The organism is Flavobacterium sp. NRK F10 (genome assembly GCF_024054235.1).
Lineage (GTDB): Bacteria > Bacteroidota > Bacteroidia > Flavobacteriales > Flavobacteriaceae > Flavobacterium > Flavobacterium sediminis.
The window spans coordinates 47,230-67,890 of the sequence record NZ_JAMXLC010000001.1 but is presented as its reverse complement, the minus strand read 5'-3'; the positions used below and the strand labels follow the sequence as shown (position 1 = coordinate 67,890).

Sequence of the window (20,661 nt, the reverse complement as noted above, 5' to 3'; positions counted from 1 at the left end):
AAGTTTTGTCAGGTCGAGCGGAGTCGAGATCTAATTAATCATATTTAGCATCAAAGTGTTCCATCCATTTGTGTTGTACTTTCATGACTTGTTCAATTACATCACGAACACAGCCTTTGCCGCCTTCTTTATGGGAAACATATTTCGAAATGTTCTTGATTTCGGGAGCAGCATTTTGAGGGCATGTTGGTAAGCCTGTTAGTTTCATCACATGATAGTCAGGAATGTCATCCCCCATGTACAGAACCTGTTCGGGATCAATGTTATAAATATCCATGTATTCTTTGAAGACTTCTACTTTATCAGAAACTCCTAAATGAATATCAGTTATCCCTAAATTTCGCAAGCGAACGCGAACTCCTTCATTGCTGCCGCCTGAAATGATACAAACATTGTAACCATTTTCTACTGCTGCTTTCATAGCATAGCCATCGCGAATATTCATATTGCGAAGCATTTCTCCGGTTTGGGTTACGTGTATGGTTCCGTCGGTTAATACGCCGTCAACATCAAAAATGAATGTAGTGATGTTGTTCATGAGTTCTTTATAACTTTTTTGAGACATCTTGGATGGATTGGGTTAAGAGTTTGTAAATATCCTGATATTTTGAATCTTTTAAAAATTCAATGTGTTGGTTTATGGTTTTGGTATCGTTTCGCTTCGCCGGACCTGTTTGCGCTTCTTCGGGTGATAATTCCATTATTTTTTGCGCCGTTTCCCGAATTAATGGATGCAACACCTCAAAAGGAACATTGTTTTTATCGCAAACTTCGTTACCAATGTAATACAGATGGTTGACAAAATTACAGACAAAAACAGCAGCAACGTGCAAACTTCTGCGTTGTTCGGAAGAAATTCGGTAGACTTTTTCTGAGATAGCCTGAGCGACTTTTTCTAAAACTTGGAAATCCGTTTCATCTTCTGTTTCCAGACAAAGCGGAACAGAGGAGAAGTTGATCTCTTTATTCTTAGAAAATGTTTGCAAGGGATAGAAGACACCTTTTCTATTTTTGGAATCCAGAATAGAAATAGCAGAAGTTCCTGAAGTATGAACAACCAATTGGTCTTTAAAAGGGAGTTGCTCCGAAACTTCAGCAATAGCATTATCGGTTACGGAAATAATATACACATCTGCTTTTTGAAGCTTTTGATAGTCATTCGTGATCTTTTCATAGGGAAGTAAATGCAACAAACTTTCGGGTTGGCGGGCAAAGGCCTGAACCAACTCAATTCCGGTAGTTTTCGAAAAGACTTTAATCAGATGTTGCGCTACATTACCGCTACCAATGACAGATACTGTAATCATGGGGCTAATTTAGGGAATTTTGTATAATATGACTTAGTAAAATTAAAGAGATAGGAGGATTTTTTGCTGGAATTTAAAAAAAGGGTTGTATATTTGTATATACAAATGTTGTGAAATGAAAAGGAAAAATTTTATTAAGTTAATTGCAGGAGGTACAGTTATGATGAATATACAACCATTTTACAGTTGGACTCAGGATTTAAAGGAGAATGACACTTTAATGCCGGTCCTGTTTATAGGGCATGGTTCGCCTATGAATGCTATAGAAGACAATGAATTTTCCCGTCGTTGGGAGAAAATGGGGCAGGAGATCCCTAAGCCTAAAGCCGTAGTTGTGGTTTCAGCCCACTGGTTGACTAAAGGAACTTTTGTAACAGCGATGAACCAACCTAAAACAATTCATGATTTCGGAGGTTTTCCAAGAGCTTTATTTGAAGTACAATATCCGGCGCCCGGAAATCCGGAATTAGCATCTGAAATTCAGAAATTAATAACCAATCCGGCAGTGGAATTAGACCATGATTGGGGATTAGATCATGGAACGTGGTCAGTTGTAAAACACATGTATCCGAATGCAGATATTCCGGTGCTACAATTGAGTATTGATTATTACAAGCCTGCTCAATATCACTATGAAATAGCGAAACAACTTTTGGCTTTGCGGAAAAAAGGGGTGTTGATCATCGGTAGTGGTAATATGGTGCACAACTTGCGCATGGTGGCCTGGGATAAATTGAATGTGGATAATTATGGTTTTGACTGGGCTTTAGAAATGGATGCTATTTTTAAAGATAAAATTTTAAAGAAAGACCATAAAGCACTGTTTGACTATCCTAGTTTAAGTAAAGCTGCTACATTAGCTATCCCTACACCGGACCATTATTATCCGTTGATCTATACATTAGCTCTTCAAACGGATAATGATGCGGTCGAATTTTTTAACGATAAAGCTGTCGGCGGTTCGTTGACCATGACATCCGTTAAAATAGGTTAATCCTCTAATTCAAACGGATAGTTATCAAATAATGAGGAAAGTCTTTTTATCTGATATACTTTTTTGGTGTATTTGTTAGCCAAAGCTATACAGGTAACCGTATCATTTTTTAATGTGATGTAAGAGGTTGTGTTACCGTGCCACCAACCGTTGTGATAATAAAAAGTAGGAGCGTCATCCCATTCGCGAAGACGGATTCCGAGACCGTAATTTTTTTCCCCTTTCTTTTCGTAGCTGTAGCCTCTGAAGATTTCTTTTCGCAAGCTATCTGAAAAGAATCGGTTTGAATAAGTAGCTTTGTCAAATTTCAAAAGATCTTGTGGAGTCGAATAAATATTTTTATCACCATAAACAGCATCCAGATAATCGTTCGGTATTGCTTCCCAAGTACTTTTGTAAGATGGAGGCGTTGAATCTTTTTGAGTAAAATAATCAAATACAAAAGTGTTTTTCATATCCAATGGTTCAAAAAGCAACTTTTGCATGGCTTTTTTATAAGGGAGACCACTAATTTTTTCAATTACTAAGGCTAAAAGGGCATAATTAGTATTGCAATAAGCGAATCGCTTGTCCGGAGTAGCTTCAAGAGGAATATTTCCGGTGCAAAGCAGATTCAGAATGTCTTGATTGGTAAGTACGTTTTTTTTATCCCATACGGTTTCTTCATCTGTGAAATAGCTGTATCGACGCAATCCGCTCCTGTGGTTTAAAAGTGTCCGGATTGTAATTTCTTTATAGGGGAATTCAGGAAATATGCTTTGCAGGCTCTGGTCAAGCTGCAATTGATTTTTGTCTACCATTCGTAAAATAACAGCCGCGGTCAATACTTTACTAATGGAAGCCAGGTGGATCGGGGTAGTAGCTGAAACCTTTATTTTTTTCTGATAATCAGTGTATCCTTGATAGCTTTCATATAAAGTTTTTCCGTTTTTAGCAATTAAAATACTTCCGCTAAAATCATCATCAATAATATTATCATTTAAGAATTGCTGTATTTGCGGTGTAATTGAATCCTTAAAACTTTTCTCTAATGGTAAGAAGGTTATATCAAAATCACCATGTTTTTGTAGTTGCTGATCTTGATCTTGTGAAGCTATTTGTGTTTTTTGTTTTGTTTTTTCTTTGCAGGAATTTAAAATCAGTAGGGAGAAAAAAGATAGGTAAATTAAATTAAACTTAAACATTTGTAGGTGGGGCAATAATTATAAAATCGGGGTTAATTTCTTTTAATTTCAGAAGAAAGAGATCTTGATTTTCAGGAGAAATGTATAGTTCGTTTAATTTACCGTAGTTTATGATAATCCCCTCGCTATTGAGAGAAAGCTTTAGTAAAACCGGAACGATAGTACCTGAATGGTGGCTAATCTTTGTGATTTCTTTAATGTTGATCTCTTTTTTGATAGGGCCACATGTACAAAAAAGAGTTTGGTCAGTAATCTTGTATTCAGTTTTTAATAGTATCCAGAAAAGAAGAACAACAGCCATACTATTTATAATAAATGGTATAGCTGAAGCTGCAAGATTTTCCGGATCAAAAGCAAAAAAAGAGGTAATTGATAAAATCAATAAAATGAAACCAAAAATAAATTTGGTTGTTCTTGTAATTGTAGACTTAAAAATCATGATAAATTCTTTTAAGTCAGAATTTTATAGATTTAATGATTTTTTTAACTTTTTGTCAATACCGTTCTTATTTACTAAAACAGAGATCGATTTAAGTTGGAGATAAGCAGCACTCATGTAAACATATCCGCCGTTTTTTACTCTTTTCTCATCAGATCCCCAAGAATTTTTCACTTTGTAATATACATTACCTTTTTGATCCTGTAATTTACCTACGATATGCATTAAGTGGTCATCAGTAGTATCAAAATTTTCAAATTCATCCTGACGGTATTCCGGCGTAATTGTTTTTTCTGCTACGATCTCAGTTAATCCGTTTTTTTCATCTTCTTCATTTTCAGGGATGAAAGCAACACCGTATTTAGCTGAAAATGTTTTTTCCGATACATCGCAATCTAAGGCTAAAGTATAGCCGCTTTCTAAGGCATGATCAATAGCTTTCATAAATTCGTCTAAAGGTAAATTGTACATGCTTCCGTTCGAAAAATTATCCGGAATGTTTAAAATAAAAGGCTCGTAAAACGGATGATTTGTAAAACTGGTTAAAGTAACATATTCATCGGCATTTAGTTTGGTATAATCCAAAAAGGATTTAGGAGTGTATTTTTTTCCTTCATACATAAATTCAGAGGGAACTTCACCTAAATAAGTATCTAAAACTTTTGAGACAGCATCTTTCCATTTCGGGGACAATTTTTTTGCAGGATTTTCAACGTATGTTTTAACCATAGCTTCTAAAACAGCTGCTAATTCAGCATGATTGTGTATTTTTTCTTCTTCTGAAAGTCCTGTAAAAACAGATACCGGTACTAAACCAAAGTCTTTCATGCTGTTAATCACATCATGTGCCAAAGCTCCTTCGCTAAATTGTGCTTTACCCTGACGCATTACAAAATTTTCTGCCTTTTTAGGGTAAGTGGTTCTAACCTGATACATTTCAGATAGATCGATATGTTTTCCTGTTTTTTTGATGATCTCTGATTCCAGAAAAGAAGATGTGGAAAAACTCCAACACGTTCCGGTTCTGTCTTGTGAAATCACAGGTAAATGGTCTAAGTCTATAACTTCTTTAAAATCATAGCTTTGTGCAAATGAGCAGAAGCCTGTAAGTAAGCTTATAAAGGAGATTTGTATTTTTTTCATGATAATTATTGATTAAAGACCTGCAAGATAATATAAAAATGGCGTATTTTTACCTTCAGAAAGTTAAAAATACATATAGCTTTTAACACTTAATTGAATAACTAAACTCTAAATAAACTTTTTCGTTATGAGTAAAATCGAATGGGAAATTGCAAAAGAATTTGATGATATTACCTATAAAAAAAGCAACGGCGTAGCACGTATTGCTTTTAATCGTCCGGAAGTCCGCAATGCTTTTCGTCCGAAAACAACTAAAGAACTATTAGAAGCCTTTCACGATGCGCATGAAGATACTTCTATAGGTGTTATTTTATTATCTTCTGAAGGACCATCTCCTAAAGACGGAATTTATTCTTTTTGTAGTGGTGGAGATCAAAAGGCGAGAGGATATCAAGGTTATGTGGGGGAAGACGGTTATCATCGTTTAAACATTTTAGAAGTACAACGTTTGATCCGTTTTACACCTAAAGTAGTTATTGCCGTAGTTAACGGTTGGGCTGTAGGCGGAGGACATTCTTTACATGTCGTTTGTGATTTAACCTTAGCGAGTAAAGAGCATGCTATTTTTAAACAAACGGATGCTGATGTGACCAGTTTTGATGCCGGTTACGGTTCTGCTTATTTGGCTAAGTTAGTGGGACAAAAAAGAGCGAGAGAAATTTTCTTTTTAGGACGTAATTATTCAGCGCAAGATGCTTATGAAATGGGCATGGTCAATGCAGTAATTCCACATGATGAATTAGAAGAAACTGCTTATCAGTGGGCTCAGGAAATCCTTGAAAAATCACCGATCTCTATTAAGATGCTGAAATTTGCTATGAATTTGACCGACGACGGAATGGTAGGGCAACAGGTGTTTGCCGGTGAAGCTACACGTTTAGCGTATATGAGTGATGAGGCTAAAGAAGGACGCGATGCTTTTCTTGAAAAACGTAAGCCTAATTTTGAAAAAAAATATATTCCTTAAAATAAGTTAGATTTCAGAATTCAGAAGTAGAATGTTCTTTATTTCTGAATTTTCTGATTTCATAATTTTGATTCTATAAAATGAAACACTGGATTCAAGCGGCTCGTCTGCGTACGTTACCATTATCCGTATCGGGTATAATAGTAGGGAGTGCTTATGCTGTATACCAACATACTTATAATAGTACGATCTTTATCGGGGCTATTGTAACAACTTTGCTATTTCAGATCTTATCCAATTTTGCGAATGATTACGGGGATGGTATTAAAGGGACTGATGCTAACAGAACAGGAGAAAAACGATTAGTGGCTGCCGGTGTAATCACTGCCGGACAAATGAAAAAAGCAGTTGTTCTGATGGCTGTATTATCGTTGCTTTCAGCTTTAGTGCTGATCTATATTTCTTTTGGTAAAGATAACTTTTTATATTCAGTTCTCTTTGCTGTTTTAGGAATAGCTTCCATTGCAGCTGCTATTAAATATACTGTAGGAAAAAATGCTTATGGCTATAGCGGATTAGGAGACCTGTTTGTTTTTCTTTTTTTTGGATGGGTAAGTGTTGTAGGAGCTAATTTCTTATTTTCTAAAACAACAGATTGGGTTGTCTGGTTACCGGCAACAGCCGTAGGTTTTTTGAGTATTGCTGTATTGAATTTAAACAATATGAGGGATATTCATAATGATAAAGTAGCTGGTAAGCATACTTTAGTGGTTAAGTTAGGACTTGAAAAAGCAAAATATTATCATTATTTTTTGATCGTCAGTTCAGGGTTACTCTTTTTGATTGCTGAAATTTTAATGGGAAAATATCCGGTTGCCGGAGTTTTTTGTTTATTCCTGTTTTTAAAACATTTGGTATTTGTGAAAAATACTAATGAACCGGGTACTTTAGACTCTCAATTAAAGATAGTTGCGCTTGGAACATTTTTTGTTAGTTTATTATTTTTACTGAACGTTGTATTTTTAAGCTGATCTTTTTTAAAATTAATTTACTGAAACTATGAAAATAACATTTTACGGACATGCATGTTTAGGAATCGAAATAAAAGGGACATCTATTTTAGTAGATCCTTTTATTACCGGAAATCCGAAAGCTTCACATATTAGTATAGATGAAATTAAAGCAGATTATATTTTGCTTACGCATGCACATCAGGATCATACTCTGGACGTAGAAGCAATTGCTAAAAGAACAAATGCCGTAATTGTGTCAAATTTTGAAATAGCATCTTATTATGGCAATAAAGGTTTTCAGTATCATCCTATGAACCATGGAGGGAGTTGGAATTTTGATTTCGGTAAGCTTAAATATGTAATTGCTTTGCATACTTCATCATTTGCAGACGGAACTTATGGTGGTCAACCCGGAGGTTTCGTTATTGAGGGAGAACATAAAAATATTTACATTGCCGGAGATACAGCTTTAACAATGGATATGAAGCTGATCCCGATGCGGACAAAATTGGATCTGGCCATTTTGCCGATAGGAAGTAATTTTACAATGGATGTTGATGATGCTATTGTAGCGTCAGATTTTGTAGAATGTGATAAAGTGTTAGGTTATCATTTTGATACTTTTGGCTATATAGAGATCAATCACGATGAAGCAAAACGTAAATTTTTTGACAAAGGAAAAGATCTGATGCTTTTAGATATCGGAGAATCGATAGAATTGTAGCATTTAGTAATTGATCCGAAAAAAATCCGGTTATTAATTATAGAATTTAATTGGTAGACTTGAAAGCTAGTTATAAAAGATACGTATTAAACTTTAAAAGGCCGAGTGGAACTTCCAGAGGCGTTCTAACGGAAAAAGAAACCTGGTTTTTAATTTTAGAAGAAAACGATAAAAAAGGAATAGGGGAATGTGGAATCCTGCGAACACTCTCTATTGATGATCGTCCGGATTATGAAGCTAAATTAAAATGGGTTTGCGAAAATATTCATTTAGGAGAAGAGCAACTCTGGAATGAACTTATTGAATTTCCATCCATACAATTTGGAGTAGAGATGGCCTTTCTATCTTTAAGATCAAGAGATCCCTTTGAACTCTTTCCTTCTGATTTTACGCAAGGAAAAAAAGGAATGGAGATCAACGGACTTATTTGGATGGGAGAGGAACAGTTTATGAAAGCTCAGATTGAAGAAAAATTAAGTCAAGGTTTTCGTTGTATTAAATTGAAGATCGGAGCTATTGATTTTGAAAGAGAATTGAATCTTTTGCATTTTATTCGTCAAAATTTTGATGCCCGGACTGTAGAAATCAGAGTGGATGCTAACGGAGCTTTTAAGACTAATGAAGCTCTGGGGAAACTAAAACGATTAGCCCGATTTGAATTACATAGTATAGAACAACCTATTCGTCAGGGAAATCAGGATGAAATGGAAGAGCTGTGTAAGTTGACTCCTTTTCCTATTGCTTTAGACGAAGAACTGATCGGAGTTTTCGGTTATGAAAAAAAAGAAGCTCTATTAAAAAAAATAAAACCACAATATATTATTTTAAAGCCTAGCCTCGTAGGAGGTTTTAAAGGAACTTTAGAATGGATTGCATTAGCAGAACAATATAATATAGGTTGGTGGATCACATCAGCTTTAGAAAGTAATATTGGTTTAAATGCGATTACTCAATTTACTTTTACGTTACAAAATCCGATGCCTCAGGGGTTAGGAACCGGCGGGTTGTATACGAATAATTTTAAATCTCCATTATTTATCCAAAAAGGAACTATTTGCTATAATTCTGACGAAAAATGGCTTAATCTGATAGTTTAAAATCAATTTAATTAAGAAAAAGTTGTAAGAATGTTTTATTAAGTAAGTATTTTACATGTATTTGTATAATATTAATGTTTTTTTTAAAGATTTCTTAATAAACGGTCTGAAAATTTAATAAATAAATTATGTTAAAATTTTTGGTTAAAATGTTAAAATAGATATTTTTGTTAACCAAATTTTAACAAGCCCTATCGTGTCAGAAAGAAAAGCATTAATTATTACACTTGTTAATTCAGTGTTGCTAATAGCGGTAATTTTATTTCTTTTTTTTGATAAGCTTAAAACAGACAAAGAGATTGTGTCTGTAAATAAAGCTGAGTTGTTTGAAAGTTTTCAGATGACTAAAGAATCCCAAGGATTCGGAGAAAAAGAATTTTCCAATAAAAAGAAAATATTAGATAGTTTATATTTAAGACTACAAGGAGATCTGCAAGATTCAGAGAAAGAAGTCTTGATGAAAGACTTTATTGCAAAAAGAGAAGAATTTGATGAGTTTAGTCAAAACTTTGCTTTACAGGAATCTGATAAAATATGGAGCAGATTAAAAACATATGCTGAAGAGTTTGCAAAAGAGCATAACTATAAGGTTATATTGGAAACTGAAGACGGCTATAATGGCAATGTTCTGTATAGCGAATCAGAAATAGATGTAACAAAAGAATTAATCGTTTTTGTAAATAAAAGATATAGTGGTCTCTAAAAAAATAATTATAATCTCAGTATTTTTTATTTTGCTATTTTCTTGTAAGAAAGAAACCAAACCAAAAAATATAGAAGACGATAGTTCTATTCGTCAACAGTTATACCGATTAGAAAATGTAGGCTGGAAATCAAAGATACATTCAGAAGCAATTGAAGGTATTAATTTTTCAGCTACAGAAGTTCCTGTTCAATATTATTTATTAAAAGATCAGGGAAATCAGGATCTATTTTTAATAGATTCTCTTTATCAGGAAAATAAAACGGAACGCATAGTTGAGTTTGTCTTTACCCAAGAAGAGGAAGAAGACTTACTAAAAGAAAAATTCACTTCTCTTTCTTATGAAGACGGAGTAAAATATTTGTCTTTTTCTATAGATAAAGATTTTTATGTCGTGACCTCTAAAAACGATACAATTCCTTGTTCCGGTGTAAATTACGAACGTAATTTCAAAATAGCACCTTTTCAAAAAATCATGTTGTTTTTTTCGGGAATTGACCCGGAAGAAGAAATACAGCTAATTTATAATGATAAACTATTCGGAAAAGGAACTATAAAATTTCAATTCAAAGATACTTATACAGAAATACTATTATGAAGCAGATCAGAACCAGTAAACTTTCTAAGCTAATAGCCTATTATTTAGCTATGATGATGTTTTTGCAAGTCACTCAGCCTTTACAGATGTATGCATTGACCAGCGGTCCTTCGCAGCCGGAGTTTAATGCGTTTACTCCTATAGGTACATCAGACATGGTTGATTTGGCAAGTGGAGATTTTAACTATAATATTCCGATAATGGATGTCGGAGGTTATCCGATTAATCTGGCTTATAACTCAGGAATAACAATGGATCAGGAAGCTTCATGGGTAGGATTAGGCTGGAATTTGAATGTCGGACAGATCAACAGACAAATGAGAGGTATTCCCGATGATTTTAACGGAGACCAAATGTTGTATGAGAATAATCTGAAAGATAATATCACTGTGGGGGCTAATTTCGGTGTTAATATAGATTTATTCGGAGGAGGTGAAAGTGGAGAAAAAGGAGGAAACAGTGGAGGAGATTCAAGTACTTCTAGCGGAGGAAGTGGTAGTTCCGGAGGTAGTGAATCAGGGGGGGATTCAAACGGAGCTACACCAATTACAAGTCCAAATCAAGTGGGGAACGTAAGTTTTGGTTTGGGAGTAAAATTTAACAATTATGATGGTGTCGGTTTTTCTGTTACCGGAGGATTAAGTTATGATGTAAGTAATTCATTAAGCGTTGGAATGCAAATGGAATCTTCTGTACAAGATGGTGTATCTGCTTCTCCAACACTTTCATTTAGCAATAAATTAAAAACGAAAAATTCTTCAACGTATAATTTAGGGACGTCTTTGGGAGTTTCTTATAATAGTAGAAAAGGTATAGAATCCATGACATTTTCGCCTAGTATAAAAAAAGGAATACATACTAAGTGGACAGAGGATAGTAAAAAACTTAAAGGAAGTAATAGTGTAGGGATAGGCGCTACATTATCGGTAAATCCGGATGCATCATATACGCCCACAAAAAGAGTAGGGATGAAATCATCAAACTATATGTTTAATATGGATATTGATGGTGCAATTTGGGGAGCTCATACCGGAATAAAGTTTTCTGGTTATAGAGTAAAGCAAGGAATTGATGATGCAGAAAAGATTAAAAACGAAAAAGCTTTTGGTTATCAACATACATATAATGCTTCGGAAAGAGATGTTTTAGATTTTAATAGGGAAAAGGACAGAACGATTAATAAAAACGCGACAGTTCTTCCTATGACAAATTATACGTATGATATATATAGTATACAAGGACAAGGGGTTTCAGGAATGTTCAGACCATACAAAGGCCAAGTAGGTTATGTGTATGATAAGTATATTGAAGATAAAAGTAGTGGAGGAAGTTTAGGAGGAGAATTTGGAGTTGGAACCAGTCAGGAATGGGGTTTTAATGGAAGTGTTACCAGAGCAGATAGTAGAACAAAATTATGGGGTAATACTGCTTTAAGTAGGTTTAAAGAGAAGAAGAATAATGATCCTGATTATGAAAAAATCTTTTTTAAAAATGTAGGAGGAACTCATGTTGACACGGAATTAGATTTGCTAAATGATAAATTAGGTAAATACAGTGCTATAAAACTTTCGTTGGCAGGATCAAAGTTCGGGAGAAATACAACTCAGGATTATTATAAGAAATCTAACGGTGGCAATATGAGCCTGATAGATTTTAAAGGTAAAGTCGTAAGAAGTGAAAGGGTGAATAGAGGTCAACCGATTCAGGTATTGACCCTGTCAGAAGCTAAAAAGTTTGGTTACAGTAGACAATTCAGCCAATATGCTAGAGATCACCATACTGCCGAAATAAGAATTGTGAAAGAAGGAGGAGATCAATATGTTTTTGGTAAAGCATTGTATAATACAATAAAAAAGGAAACTACTTTTGATGTTAGTGGTAGAGAAGTAGATTGCTCAAGTGGTTTGGTAAATTATAATCCGGGAAGTGATAATTCAGTTAACAATAGCAGAAGTGGTGACCAATACTTCAATAGAGTTACTACTCCGTCTTATGCACATACATTTCTTTTAACAGAAATATTATCTTCTGATTATCAGGATATTGATGGAGTTAAAGGACCTTCTGATGGAGATTTAGGTACTTATACAAAATTCGTATATCAAAATTTTTCTGATGATCCGTACAAGTGGAGAGTTCCTTTTGGAGAAAATAAGGCAAATTATGATGAGGGATTAAAGTCTAGTAGTAAAGATGATAAAGGTAATTATATCTACGGAGAAAAAGAATTAGCTTACATAGAAAAAATTGAGACAAAAACTCATATTGCAATTTTTGAGCTTTCAGAAAGAAAAGATGGTTATGGAGTTAAAGGTGAAAACGGAGGATTAGGAACAACTTCTAAATCTTATAAATTAAATGCAATTTATTTGTATTCAAAACCGGAATACGAAGCTCTTGGAAATCAGGCAACGCCTATAAAAGTAGCTCATTTCATGTATGATTATGATCTATGTCAGGGAATTGAAAATAACAATGGAGGAACAACGGATAATTATGAGATGGCGAATCAAGGAGGAAAATTAACACTGAAAAAAGTGTATTTTACTTATAGAGATTCCAGAATGGGACGATATACTCCATATTTCTTCAGCTACCAAAATAATTATGATTATAATATGAAGGCTTATGATGTTTGGGGAAATTATAAACCTGTAGGTTCAAATGTAAGTTGTAAACCGTTTGATGATACAAAAGATATGTCAAATGCTGAATATCCTTTTGTAGATCAAAGTGATAGAGCATCAGCCGATAATTACGCTACGGCTTGGCATTTAAATTCTGTAAAGTTACCTTCCGGAGGAACAATTGAGGTTAATTATGAATCAGATGATTACGCTTATGTTCAGAATAAAGAGGTAATGCAGATGTTTAAAGTAATGGGGATTGGGAACGGACAATTTAATAGCAGTTCTATTTCTAATAATTTGTTTAATTCTGATTACAAATACCTATATGTTAATATCCCCGACGGAGTGACTGCATCCGAATTCAAAGCTAAGTATCTTGGGGATTTAATAGACGAACCGGTTTATTTCAGATTTTTACTGAATATGTTTGATCCAAATCCCTTACCGGGAGCAAGTACAACAGATAAATATGATTATGTTACAGGATATTTAAGACTTGCTAATGAAATGCCTCTTGTAGGTAAACTAAACGGAACCGGTCAAAATCTGGCAGCTATTAAGATTCAAACGGTTAATAAAGGAGACGGTCTAAATAGTAATAAACAAGTAAATCCTATTTCAAAAGCGGGATGGTATTTCGGGCGATCTTATCTGAATAAGCTAGTGTATGGTATTACCAATGAGGAAGATACAAATGATTTGAAAAGTATAGTTATGGAATTGATTGCAACAGTGCCTTCTATACGTCAGATCTTTCAGAGTCCCAATGGACGATTAGAAGATAAAAAGATAGCCAGTAGATTTATACCGAATAAATCATGGATTCGATTAATGCAACCAGACCGTAGAAAAGTAGGTGGCGGTAGCAGGGTAAAAGAAGTTCAGCTACATGATGAGTGGGATGTAATGACAGGAAATACAAATGATCCGGTTTATGCTCAGTTCTATGGGCAACAATATTCTTATGTTACAGAGAACAAAGGGACTTCTGGTGTCGCTACGTATGAACCTTTGGGTTGTAAAGAAAATCCATTTGTAAAACCTTTCTATGACAAAGGAAATCCAGGTTTATTATTAGGTCCTGACGAACAAAATTATGTGGAAGAACCTTTTGGAGAATCTTTCTTTCCCAATCCTAAGATTACATATAGTAGAGTAGAAGTAAGGAATTTGCCTAGAGAGAAAACGGTAACGGAGAATAACGAAACAAAAACGTTAATGGTTAAAAAACATGCTACGGGTAAAGTGGTTACCGAATTCTATACGTCTTTCCAATATCCGACAGTAGTGGATTATACACCTATTTCTTTCCATTATGATAAATCACCTTTAGCAAGTTTGATCCGAATAAATGATAAGCAACATTTAACGATGTCTCAAGGTTTTTCAATTCATACGAACGATATGGATGGAAAAATGAAAAGTCAAAGAGTATATGCCGAAGGACAAACAGGTTTTATATCCGGAGTAGATTATAATTATTATGATAATACAACAACGAGTATTAAAGAAAATGGTTTGTTAAACAATGAAGTAGTAACTATTGATAGAAATGGTAATGTATCAAATAATGTAGTCGGAGTAGATTACGATGTAATTAATGATTTCAGAGAAAATAAATCAGTATCGGAGACAACAGCTATTCGATTTAATACTGAGGGGATACCTTTACCGATTATATACCTTGTTGTTCCGATACCATTACCGAGTTATTCAAGGCATGAAGAGTTATTGAAGACTGCAATAACAACAAAATCAATTCATTCAACAGGTATTTTAAGAGAAACAGTTGCTTATGATGCCGGTTCGGTTGTTTCGACTAATAATTTAGCTTGGGATGCAGAAACAGGACAGGTATTGCTTACAGAAACTGTTAATGAATATGATGACAAATATTATAGTTTCAATTACCCTGCTTACTGGGCAAAGAATTACAACAGTATGGGGCAAGCAGCCAAAAACTTGGATTTACAATGGGGAATAGAGTTAACCGGGAATGGAGAATATTACACATTTGTAAATAACGGTACTAGTGCGGTAAATGCAAGTAATTATCTGATACCCGGAGATGAGTTATGGGTGACACAAAATGATGACAATGGTTTTTCTACCCCGGTATATGGAGATTATCCACGACCTTTTAAAGCTTGGGTCTATGAAGTTAATTCGAATGGAGAAATTCTTTTAATCGATAAAGACGGTCTTCGGGTAGATCAATACAAAGTAACAAACGGAAGGATAAAAGTAGTTCGTTCAGGCTATAGAAATTTACAAACGGCTAGTATGGCCTCAGTAACTTCTATGCACAATCCTTTACCGGTACTTGTTGACGGACAAGGACTTTTAGAGCAAAACTTGTTTGAAACGGACAGTTGGGATGATTATAGGATTGTTAATACGGCAGCGATAGAATATTCTGATTTATGGCCGGGACAATGTGAATGTAATTTGCCTAAAATAGAAATAGCAAACGGAGCATTGACTATTGATTTTCCTTTGATTGATTATAATGATGTATCTGTTGATATTGATGCAATTTATGAAAATTCATACAACCCTTATGTATATAATATTTTAGGAAATTGGAGAGCTAAAAAATCGTATGCCTTCCTTACAGGAAGATATCATTCTGAGCATGTTACGCCTAGGGTTTCCGGTTTTTATAATGATTTTTCTCCTTTTTATATTTTGGATGCCAATCGTGAATGGGTAAGAAATGAAGCCGATCTGGCTCGTTGGACCTTTGCTTCAGAAGTCACTCAGTACAATCCTTATGGACAAGAAGTGGAAAATAGAGATGCTTTGAATCGATATTCATCAGCGTTATATGGTTACAATTATAGATTCCCGTTAGCAGTAGCTTCCAATACGAAGTATACTGAATTAGGCTATGACGGATTTGAAGACTACGATTTTTCAACCTGTGATTCTCTTTCGCATTTTAATTTCGAAGGAAGTTTGGAGTTACACAATATAGAAGTTTCAGAAAGTCATTCGCATACCGGTAGAAGAAGTCTTAGAATTGCGCCTTCGTCTGATGTTGAAGGAAGAAAAGCCTTATTGAGAAAAAAGATTATTACATGTGATGATGCTTCTTCAACTTCAAATAAACAGAGAAAAGCAGTACGAACAACAACTATTAAATAATAAGCTAAGAACAGATGAAAAAAATTAAAACGAATTTTATACTTTCTATATTTTGTTTGTTAGTAACAAATAGTTTGTTTGCTCAGGTTCCGCAAAGTGAGAAAGATGCGCTTATTGCTTTTTACAATTCTACTAATGGTGATAATTGGACAAATACAATTAATCAGAATGGAGCTTGGCCTGTCACTGATCCTTTAGCGGATGTAACATCATGGAATTCATCTTCACAAACGGGATGGTATGGGGTTACTGTTTTGAATGGACATGTTTTTTCAGTTACATTAAATAATAATTCATTAAATGGTAACATTCCAAGTGGATTAAGTGATCTACAAAATTTACAAGGATTGACTTTAATGAATAACAATCAACTAACAGGGAATATTCCAGTTGAATTAGGAGGTTTACAAAATTTACAGTCTTTAAATTTGATGAACAATCAATTAAGTGGTATAGTTCCAACCCAATTAGGAAATTTACAGAATCTATTGTCTTTATATTTAGGTCAAAATCAATTAACAGGTACTATTCCCATAGAATTGGGAAATTTACAGAATTTACAGACGTTAAATTTAGTAGATAATCAGCTAACAGGTACTATTCCAACGGATTTAGGAAATTTGCAAAGTTTGAAAATATTGGGACTATCACATAATCAATTAACAGGGACTATTCCTGTAGAATTAGGTGATTTAAACAATTTGGAACAATTGCTTTTAGCTGATAATCAATTAACAGGTACTATTCCTGTAGAATTAGGTAATTTACTGAATCTGATAAAGATGGATGTTGAGCTTAATCAGTTGACTGGTAATATTCCAATTGAGATAGAAAATTTGCATAGTTTACAATATTTATTTTTAACAAATAATAAATTAAGCGGAGGAATTCCGGTTGAGCTAAAAAATTTGCAAAATTTAGTAGGTTTTAGTGCAGCAAATAATCAATTAAGTGGTTATATTCCTTTAGAATTGAATAATCTTTCAAATATAACAAGTTTTGTTATTCGTGAAAATAAATTTACATTTAACGATATTGAAGATACTTTCAGTTTTTTTAATGCAATAAATAATTATCAGTATGCTCCTCAGGCAAAAGTAGATGCTGTAAGAAATGATATAGTATCAGAAGGAACTTCTTATACTATGACGATGCACGAAGATGGAAATTATTCCGCTAATGAACAATACCAATGGTATAAAGGAGTATATCCGAATGGAGTTGCTATAGCTGGTGCAACAGCAAGGCAATATACTATTAATCCTGTTAGTTCAACAGATAGCGGTAGTTATTATTGTTTATCAGATCATCCAACTATTACAAAGCCGGGTGTGTTATTTAAGGATCTTGTTTTAGAAAGGGAGCAAATTAATTTAACGGTTACAGTTTCTGCAGCTTCTTGTACTGAGACCAATCCTAATTCTGTAACTGTAAATGAATTATTAGTAGATCTGTTAACTCATCTAATTCAAAGAAAATTAGCCGGTGATTCAGATTTGGATATTGAAGGTTCAACTCCTCCTGAATTAATAGCTTTAGCACCTTATGTGACTGATCCGGATCCGGTTGCAATTTATAATTTCAGTTCAATTATTAATACTGATGGGACTGTTGACGCTGTTCAGTTTTCATTTTCTCCAACAGAAACTTATGATATCTTAATCAATAGTGAAGAAGGTAATACCCTTGATAGTTTAAATTCAAATAATTTTCAATTTGATTTATCGAATTATAATAATGCGAATGAGGAATTACTTGATATAGGATACTCATATAATATTTTTGATATAAAAGTAAGTTCTCTGAAACATATTGAATTTTGTCCAAGTCAACTAGTAAGTTGCACAGCTACAAATCCTTATACAGATTACGTTGTAGACTTGTTTTTATCTTTAATAAATGATATGACCTCAATACTTCAAGGTGGAGGAACTATCGATAGTTCTTATAACTCTGTATATTTACAAAACCTTACACCTTATATTACTGTAAGTAATCCCGGAATATATAATTTTAATTACGATAGTAACCAAGGAATTTTTCAGTTTTCTTTTTCAAATACAACTTCTTCTCCAAATTATGACGTGTGGGTATGGAGTACAATGGGAAATAATTTAGATAATTTGGACACTTCAACATATATTAATCCTGATACTTTTTTGGATTATGTTGGAGCATGGAGTAGTTCAGGAAATGATGTAGCTAAATTTTATATCCGCAATATAAATTTTTGTCCGGATGCACTTACGAATTGTGCTATAACAAATCCTCATTCCGCAACTATAAATAAGTTATTAGTAAATCTGTTAAGTCATTTAATACAAAGAAAATTAGCCGGTGATTCAGATCAGGATATTGAAGGTTCAACTCCTTTGGAGTTAATAGCTTTAGCGCCTTATGTTACAGATATGGATCCGGTAGCGATTTATAATTTTGTGTCAACATATAATAGCTATAATCAGTTGACGAGTATTTCATTTTCTTTTTCTATTGATCATTTGTTGGATATAAGTATAGGAGGAGGTAATTTTTATGGAATTAATGGAAATAATTTTCAATTTGATTTGTCTAATTATTCCGATCCAGAGCAAGAAATAATAATAGATGCTTATGCTTATGATAATTTTTTAATTAAAAATGGTATTATAAAACACATTGAGTTTTGTCCGGATGAACTATTTTGTAAACATCATATAGCTATTGTGGTAGATGAATCCGGTTCAATTGATGATAGAGAAGCATTTAAAATCAGAAAGCAGATAAATAGTTTTATTGAAAAGCAAGCAGCTGATAATGATGGTTTAGGGGCTAATATATATGTATCTTTAATAGGATTATCTGATTCTGATACTTTTGATAGAACAGATGATGATCAATTGTTGAATGTTAAAGTAACAGGACAAGGGGCGAACCCTAACATTAATTTATTTAATGATTGGTTGCTTAATTACAGAGGCAGAGATTATACAAGCCCTGGTATATCTCCGAGTTCAGATTATTGGAAAAGCGGTTTAGATGTGGCACTTGCGACAGATGCTGAATTAGTGATCCTCATTACGGATGGTTGTGAAACAGATAATGCTGCTGAACTTAAAGAAACAGTACGAATGTTTAATAATAATTTGGGAGGAACAAATAACACTAATGATCCCATTCCTCACTTGTATGTAATAGGATTGAATGAGGGTTTCTATGTAGATACAGATACTAATCCTTATAGTAAGTCGAGCTTGGCTCATAATGAGGATCCGAATTATAATTCTGAATTAGTAGCATCTGTTTCCTTGACCTCAAGAGTTGCATCTAATCTTCGAACATCTCTGAAGTATTTAATGGAGTATACTGGTACAGATTTTCCGGTTAATGACAAATATAAATTTATATATAGACCTGTAACTGCGGGAGGAGTTTACGAAATGGTAGACTATTACGGAGCAGAGGATTTCCGCTTTTTTACTGACGAAATAAATTATTTATCGAATGGGTTAGTTGATGAAGTTTCTCCGGCAACTTGTGGCGATCTAATTCCGTTAGAGTTGTGTAATAATTGTATCAATTTTAAATTGGACATAGGTCAAAAGTATATAATCAGTGCCTGGGTTAAAGAAGAACAAAGAATTCAGGTTCCTACTTATTCAAATGCTGAGATACAAATCAGTTTTAGAGATGAAAATGATTATCCGATTTCCGGCTCACTTACAGTTTGCGGAACAAGTGGAGATATAATTGATGGATGGCAAAGAATTTTTAAAGAATTTACAGTACCACAAGGTGCTGCCTATATAGATATCGAATTGGTGAACAAAAGCCAAGTTACTCCCTTACCGATTTATTTTGATGATATTAGAATACATCCTAAGGACGGAAGTATGAAATCTTTTGTATACGATCCGGAAACTTTCCGCTTAATGTCGGAACTAGATGAGAATAATTATTCTACCTTTTATGAATACGATAATGAAGGAGGTTTAATAAGGGTTAAGAAAGAAACCTCAAGAGGAGTTAAAACAATACAGGAAACCCGATCAGGTAATTTCATATTTAAAGAGGAGTAAAATAATGAAGAAGTTTTTTTTAATAGTAATAGTTCTGTTTTCCCAACTTTTTGTTGCTCAAACCGTTCAGGAAGTCTTGAATAATGTTAATAAAGAGTATACGAAAGCATTACCGCTCAATTATAGTGTAAAATATAATTTGTACAAGAACAAAGATTCCAAAAAAATCACAGAGAGTTATAGTGGAATTTTTAAGAAGAATGAAAAGAACGAGATCTACCAGAAGATTGATGAAGTTGAATTTATTTGGAATAATAATTTTTGTTTGAAAGTAATTCATCCAGATAAATTAATGACTTTGACTTCCTCCCAACCTATAATTACAGGTGAGATAGATATGAAGAGTCTCGAGCAGTTCTGTAAAGTGAAAACATTTTATAAAAAAGGAGATTCTTGGGAATTGACTTTAGAGCCCAATCAGTTTTCAGGACTACCGTATTCAAAAATGGTTATTTGGATTGATAAAAGGTATTTTATAAAAAAACAGCTATTTTATTACAATACAGGAATAGACTTTTCAAGTGATTATAGGAAGCAAGATATCAGTTTACCTGTTTTAGAGATAATATATTCTGATTTTTCGAGGAATTCTGTTCCTAACGATTTATTTGATGTTAAAAAATACATTGCTGTCACTAAAGATAATATCATAGTTACAGAGAAGTATAAGGAATACTATTTAGAAGATCAAAGAGAAATTACAATTAAATAAGACATAAC

General features: G+C 33.7%; 15 protein-coding genes. 10 read left to right on the top strand and 5 right to left on the bottom strand.

Annotated features, from left to right (window positions below; all coding sequences use genetic code 11):
* Nucleotides 1–34 precede the first annotated feature (34 nt).
* A complete protein-coding gene (locus NHF50_RS00240; RefSeq protein WP_109567843.1) occupies nt 35–565 on the bottom strand; it encodes an HAD family hydrolase in 531 nt (176 codons plus the stop codon).
* Nucleotides 546–1,307, bottom strand: a complete 762-nt coding sequence (locus NHF50_RS00235; protein ID WP_252774629.1) for a Rossmann-like and DUF2520 domain-containing protein — start codon at nt 1,305–1,307, stop codon at nt 546–548. The genes NHF50_RS00240 and NHF50_RS00235 overlap by 20 nt, the downstream gene beginning before the upstream one ends.
* A gap of 115 nt (nt 1,308–1,422) precedes the next feature.
* Here NHF50_RS00235 and ygiD point away from each other — a divergent pair, with 115 nt between their 5' ends.
* The gene (gene ygiD / locus NHF50_RS00230) at nt 1,423–2,301 is read left to right on the top strand and encodes a 4,5-DOPA dioxygenase extradiol (RefSeq protein ID WP_252774628.1); all 879 of its coding nucleotides are present in this window, start codon (nt 1,423–1,425) and stop codon (nt 2,299–2,301) included.
* Here ygiD and NHF50_RS00225 read toward each other — a convergent pair.
* The 3 genes from NHF50_RS00225 to NHF50_RS00215 are packed head-to-tail and all read right to left on the bottom strand — an operon-like array spanning nt 2,298 to nt 5,067.
* Nucleotides 2,298–3,485 carry a serine hydrolase gene (locus NHF50_RS00225; RefSeq protein ID WP_252774627.1) on the bottom strand — a complete coding sequence of 396 codons (1,188 nt, stop codon included), beginning with the start codon at nt 3,483–3,485 and terminating at the stop codon, nt 2,298–2,300. The two genes, ygiD and NHF50_RS00225, sit on opposite strands and share 4 nt — an antisense overlap.
* Nucleotides 3,478–3,924: a PH domain-containing protein gene (locus NHF50_RS00220; RefSeq protein WP_252774626.1), complete on the bottom strand. Its 447-nt coding sequence runs from the start codon at nt 3,922–3,924 to the stop codon at nt 3,478–3,480. The genes NHF50_RS00225 and NHF50_RS00220 overlap by 8 nt, the downstream gene beginning before the upstream one ends.
* 24 nt (nt 3,925–3,948) lie before the next feature.
* Nucleotides 3,949–5,067 (bottom strand): C1 family peptidase, encoded by a 1,119-nt coding sequence (locus NHF50_RS00215; RefSeq protein ID WP_252774625.1) that lies wholly within the window; start codon nt 5,065–5,067, stop codon nt 3,949–3,951.
* Between the two features lie 127 nt (nt 5,068–5,194).
* Here NHF50_RS00215 and NHF50_RS00210 point away from each other — a divergent pair, with 127 nt between their 5' ends.
* The 9 genes from NHF50_RS00210 to NHF50_RS00170 all read left to right on the top strand — a co-directional run bounded on the left by NHF50_RS00210 (nt 5,195) and on the right by NHF50_RS00170 (nt 20,653).
* Nucleotides 5,195–6,034, top strand: coding sequence for a 1,4-dihydroxy-2-naphthoyl-CoA synthase (locus tag NHF50_RS00210; RefSeq protein WP_109567833.1), 840 nt, complete (start codon nt 5,195–5,197; stop codon nt 6,032–6,034).
* An 80-nt stretch (nt 6,035–6,114) separates the two neighbouring features.
* Complete coding sequence (menA, locus tag NHF50_RS00205; RefSeq protein WP_252774624.1) at nt 6,115–7,005, top strand: 1,4-dihydroxy-2-naphthoate octaprenyltransferase; 891 nt, start codon at nt 6,115–6,117, stop codon at nt 7,003–7,005.
* Between the two features lie 28 nt (nt 7,006–7,033).
* Nucleotides 7,034–7,711 carry a metal-dependent hydrolase gene (locus tag NHF50_RS00200; protein WP_109567831.1) on the top strand — a complete coding sequence of 226 codons (678 nt, stop codon included), beginning with the start codon at nt 7,034–7,036 and terminating at the stop codon, nt 7,709–7,711.
* A 59-nt stretch (nt 7,712–7,770) separates the two neighbouring features.
* The gene (locus NHF50_RS00195; RefSeq protein ID WP_252774623.1) at nt 7,771–8,808 is read left to right on the top strand and encodes an o-succinylbenzoate synthase; all 1,038 of its coding nucleotides are present in this window, start codon (nt 7,771–7,773) and stop codon (nt 8,806–8,808) included.
* Nucleotides 8,809–9,004: 196 nt separating this feature from the next.
* Nucleotides 9,005–9,511, top strand: coding sequence for an OmpH family outer membrane protein (locus tag NHF50_RS00190; protein ID WP_170108149.1), 507 nt, complete (start codon nt 9,005–9,007; stop codon nt 9,509–9,511).
* 31 nt (nt 9,512–9,542) lie between these two features.
* Nucleotides 9,543–10,109 carry a hypothetical protein gene (locus tag NHF50_RS00185; protein WP_252774622.1) on the top strand — a complete coding sequence of 189 codons (567 nt, stop codon included), beginning with the start codon at nt 9,543–9,545 and terminating at the stop codon, nt 10,107–10,109.
* Nucleotides 10,106–15,886, top strand: a complete 5,781-nt coding sequence (locus tag NHF50_RS00180; RefSeq protein WP_252774621.1) for a hypothetical protein — start codon at nt 10,106–10,108, stop codon at nt 15,884–15,886. Before NHF50_RS00185 ends, NHF50_RS00180 begins: the two co-directional genes overlap by 4 nt.
* Before the next feature lie 14 nt (nt 15,887–15,900).
* Entirely contained in the window at nt 15,901–19,941 is a 4,041-nt protein-coding gene (locus NHF50_RS00175; RefSeq protein ID WP_252774620.1) for a hypothetical protein, read from the top strand.
* A 4-nt stretch (nt 19,942–19,945) separates the two neighbouring features.
* Nucleotides 19,946–20,653 carry a hypothetical protein gene (locus NHF50_RS00170; protein WP_109567826.1) on the top strand — a complete coding sequence of 236 codons (708 nt, stop codon included), beginning with the start codon at nt 19,946–19,948 and terminating at the stop codon, nt 20,651–20,653.
* Nucleotides 20,654–20,661: the final 8 nt, after the last annotated feature.

What these genes read in the sequence shown, in the direction of transcription:
- NHF50_RS00235 (WP_252774629.1), bottom strand. Translation starts at nt 1,307, where the DNA reads ATGATTACAGTATCTGTCATTGGTAGCGGTAATGTAGCGCAACATCTG.
- NHF50_RS00240 (WP_109567843.1), bottom strand. Translation starts at nt 565, where the DNA reads ATGTCTCAAAAAAGTTATAAAGAACTCATGAACAACATCACTACATTC.
- ygiD (WP_252774628.1), top strand. Translation starts at nt 1,423, where the DNA reads ATGAAAAGGAAAAATTTTATTAAGTTAATTGCAGGAGGTACAGTTATG.
- NHF50_RS00220 (WP_252774626.1), bottom strand. Translation starts at nt 3,924, where the DNA reads ATGATTTTTAAGTCTACAATTACAAGAACAACCAAATTTATTTTTGGT.
- menA (WP_252774624.1), top strand. Translation starts at nt 6,115, where the DNA reads ATGAAACACTGGATTCAAGCGGCTCGTCTGCGTACGTTACCATTATCC.
- NHF50_RS00180 (WP_252774621.1), top strand. Translation starts at nt 10,106, where the DNA reads ATGAAGCAGATCAGAACCAGTAAACTTTCTAAGCTAATAGCCTATTAT.
- NHF50_RS00175 (WP_252774620.1), top strand. Translation starts at nt 15,901, where the DNA reads ATGAAAAAAATTAAAACGAATTTTATACTTTCTATATTTTGTTTGTTA.
- NHF50_RS00215 (WP_252774625.1), bottom strand. Translation starts at nt 5,067, where the DNA reads ATGAAAAAAATACAAATCTCCTTTATAAGCTTACTTACAGGCTTCTGC.
- NHF50_RS00210 (WP_109567833.1), top strand. Translation starts at nt 5,195, where the DNA reads ATGAGTAAAATCGAATGGGAAATTGCAAAAGAATTTGATGATATTACC.
- NHF50_RS00170 (WP_109567826.1), top strand. Translation starts at nt 19,946, where the DNA reads ATGAAGAAGTTTTTTTTAATAGTAATAGTTCTGTTTTCCCAACTTTTT.
- NHF50_RS00225 (WP_252774627.1), bottom strand. Translation starts at nt 3,485, where the DNA reads ATGTTTAAGTTTAATTTAATTTACCTATCTTTTTTCTCCCTACTGATT.
- NHF50_RS00200 (WP_109567831.1), top strand. Translation starts at nt 7,034, where the DNA reads ATGAAAATAACATTTTACGGACATGCATGTTTAGGAATCGAAATAAAA.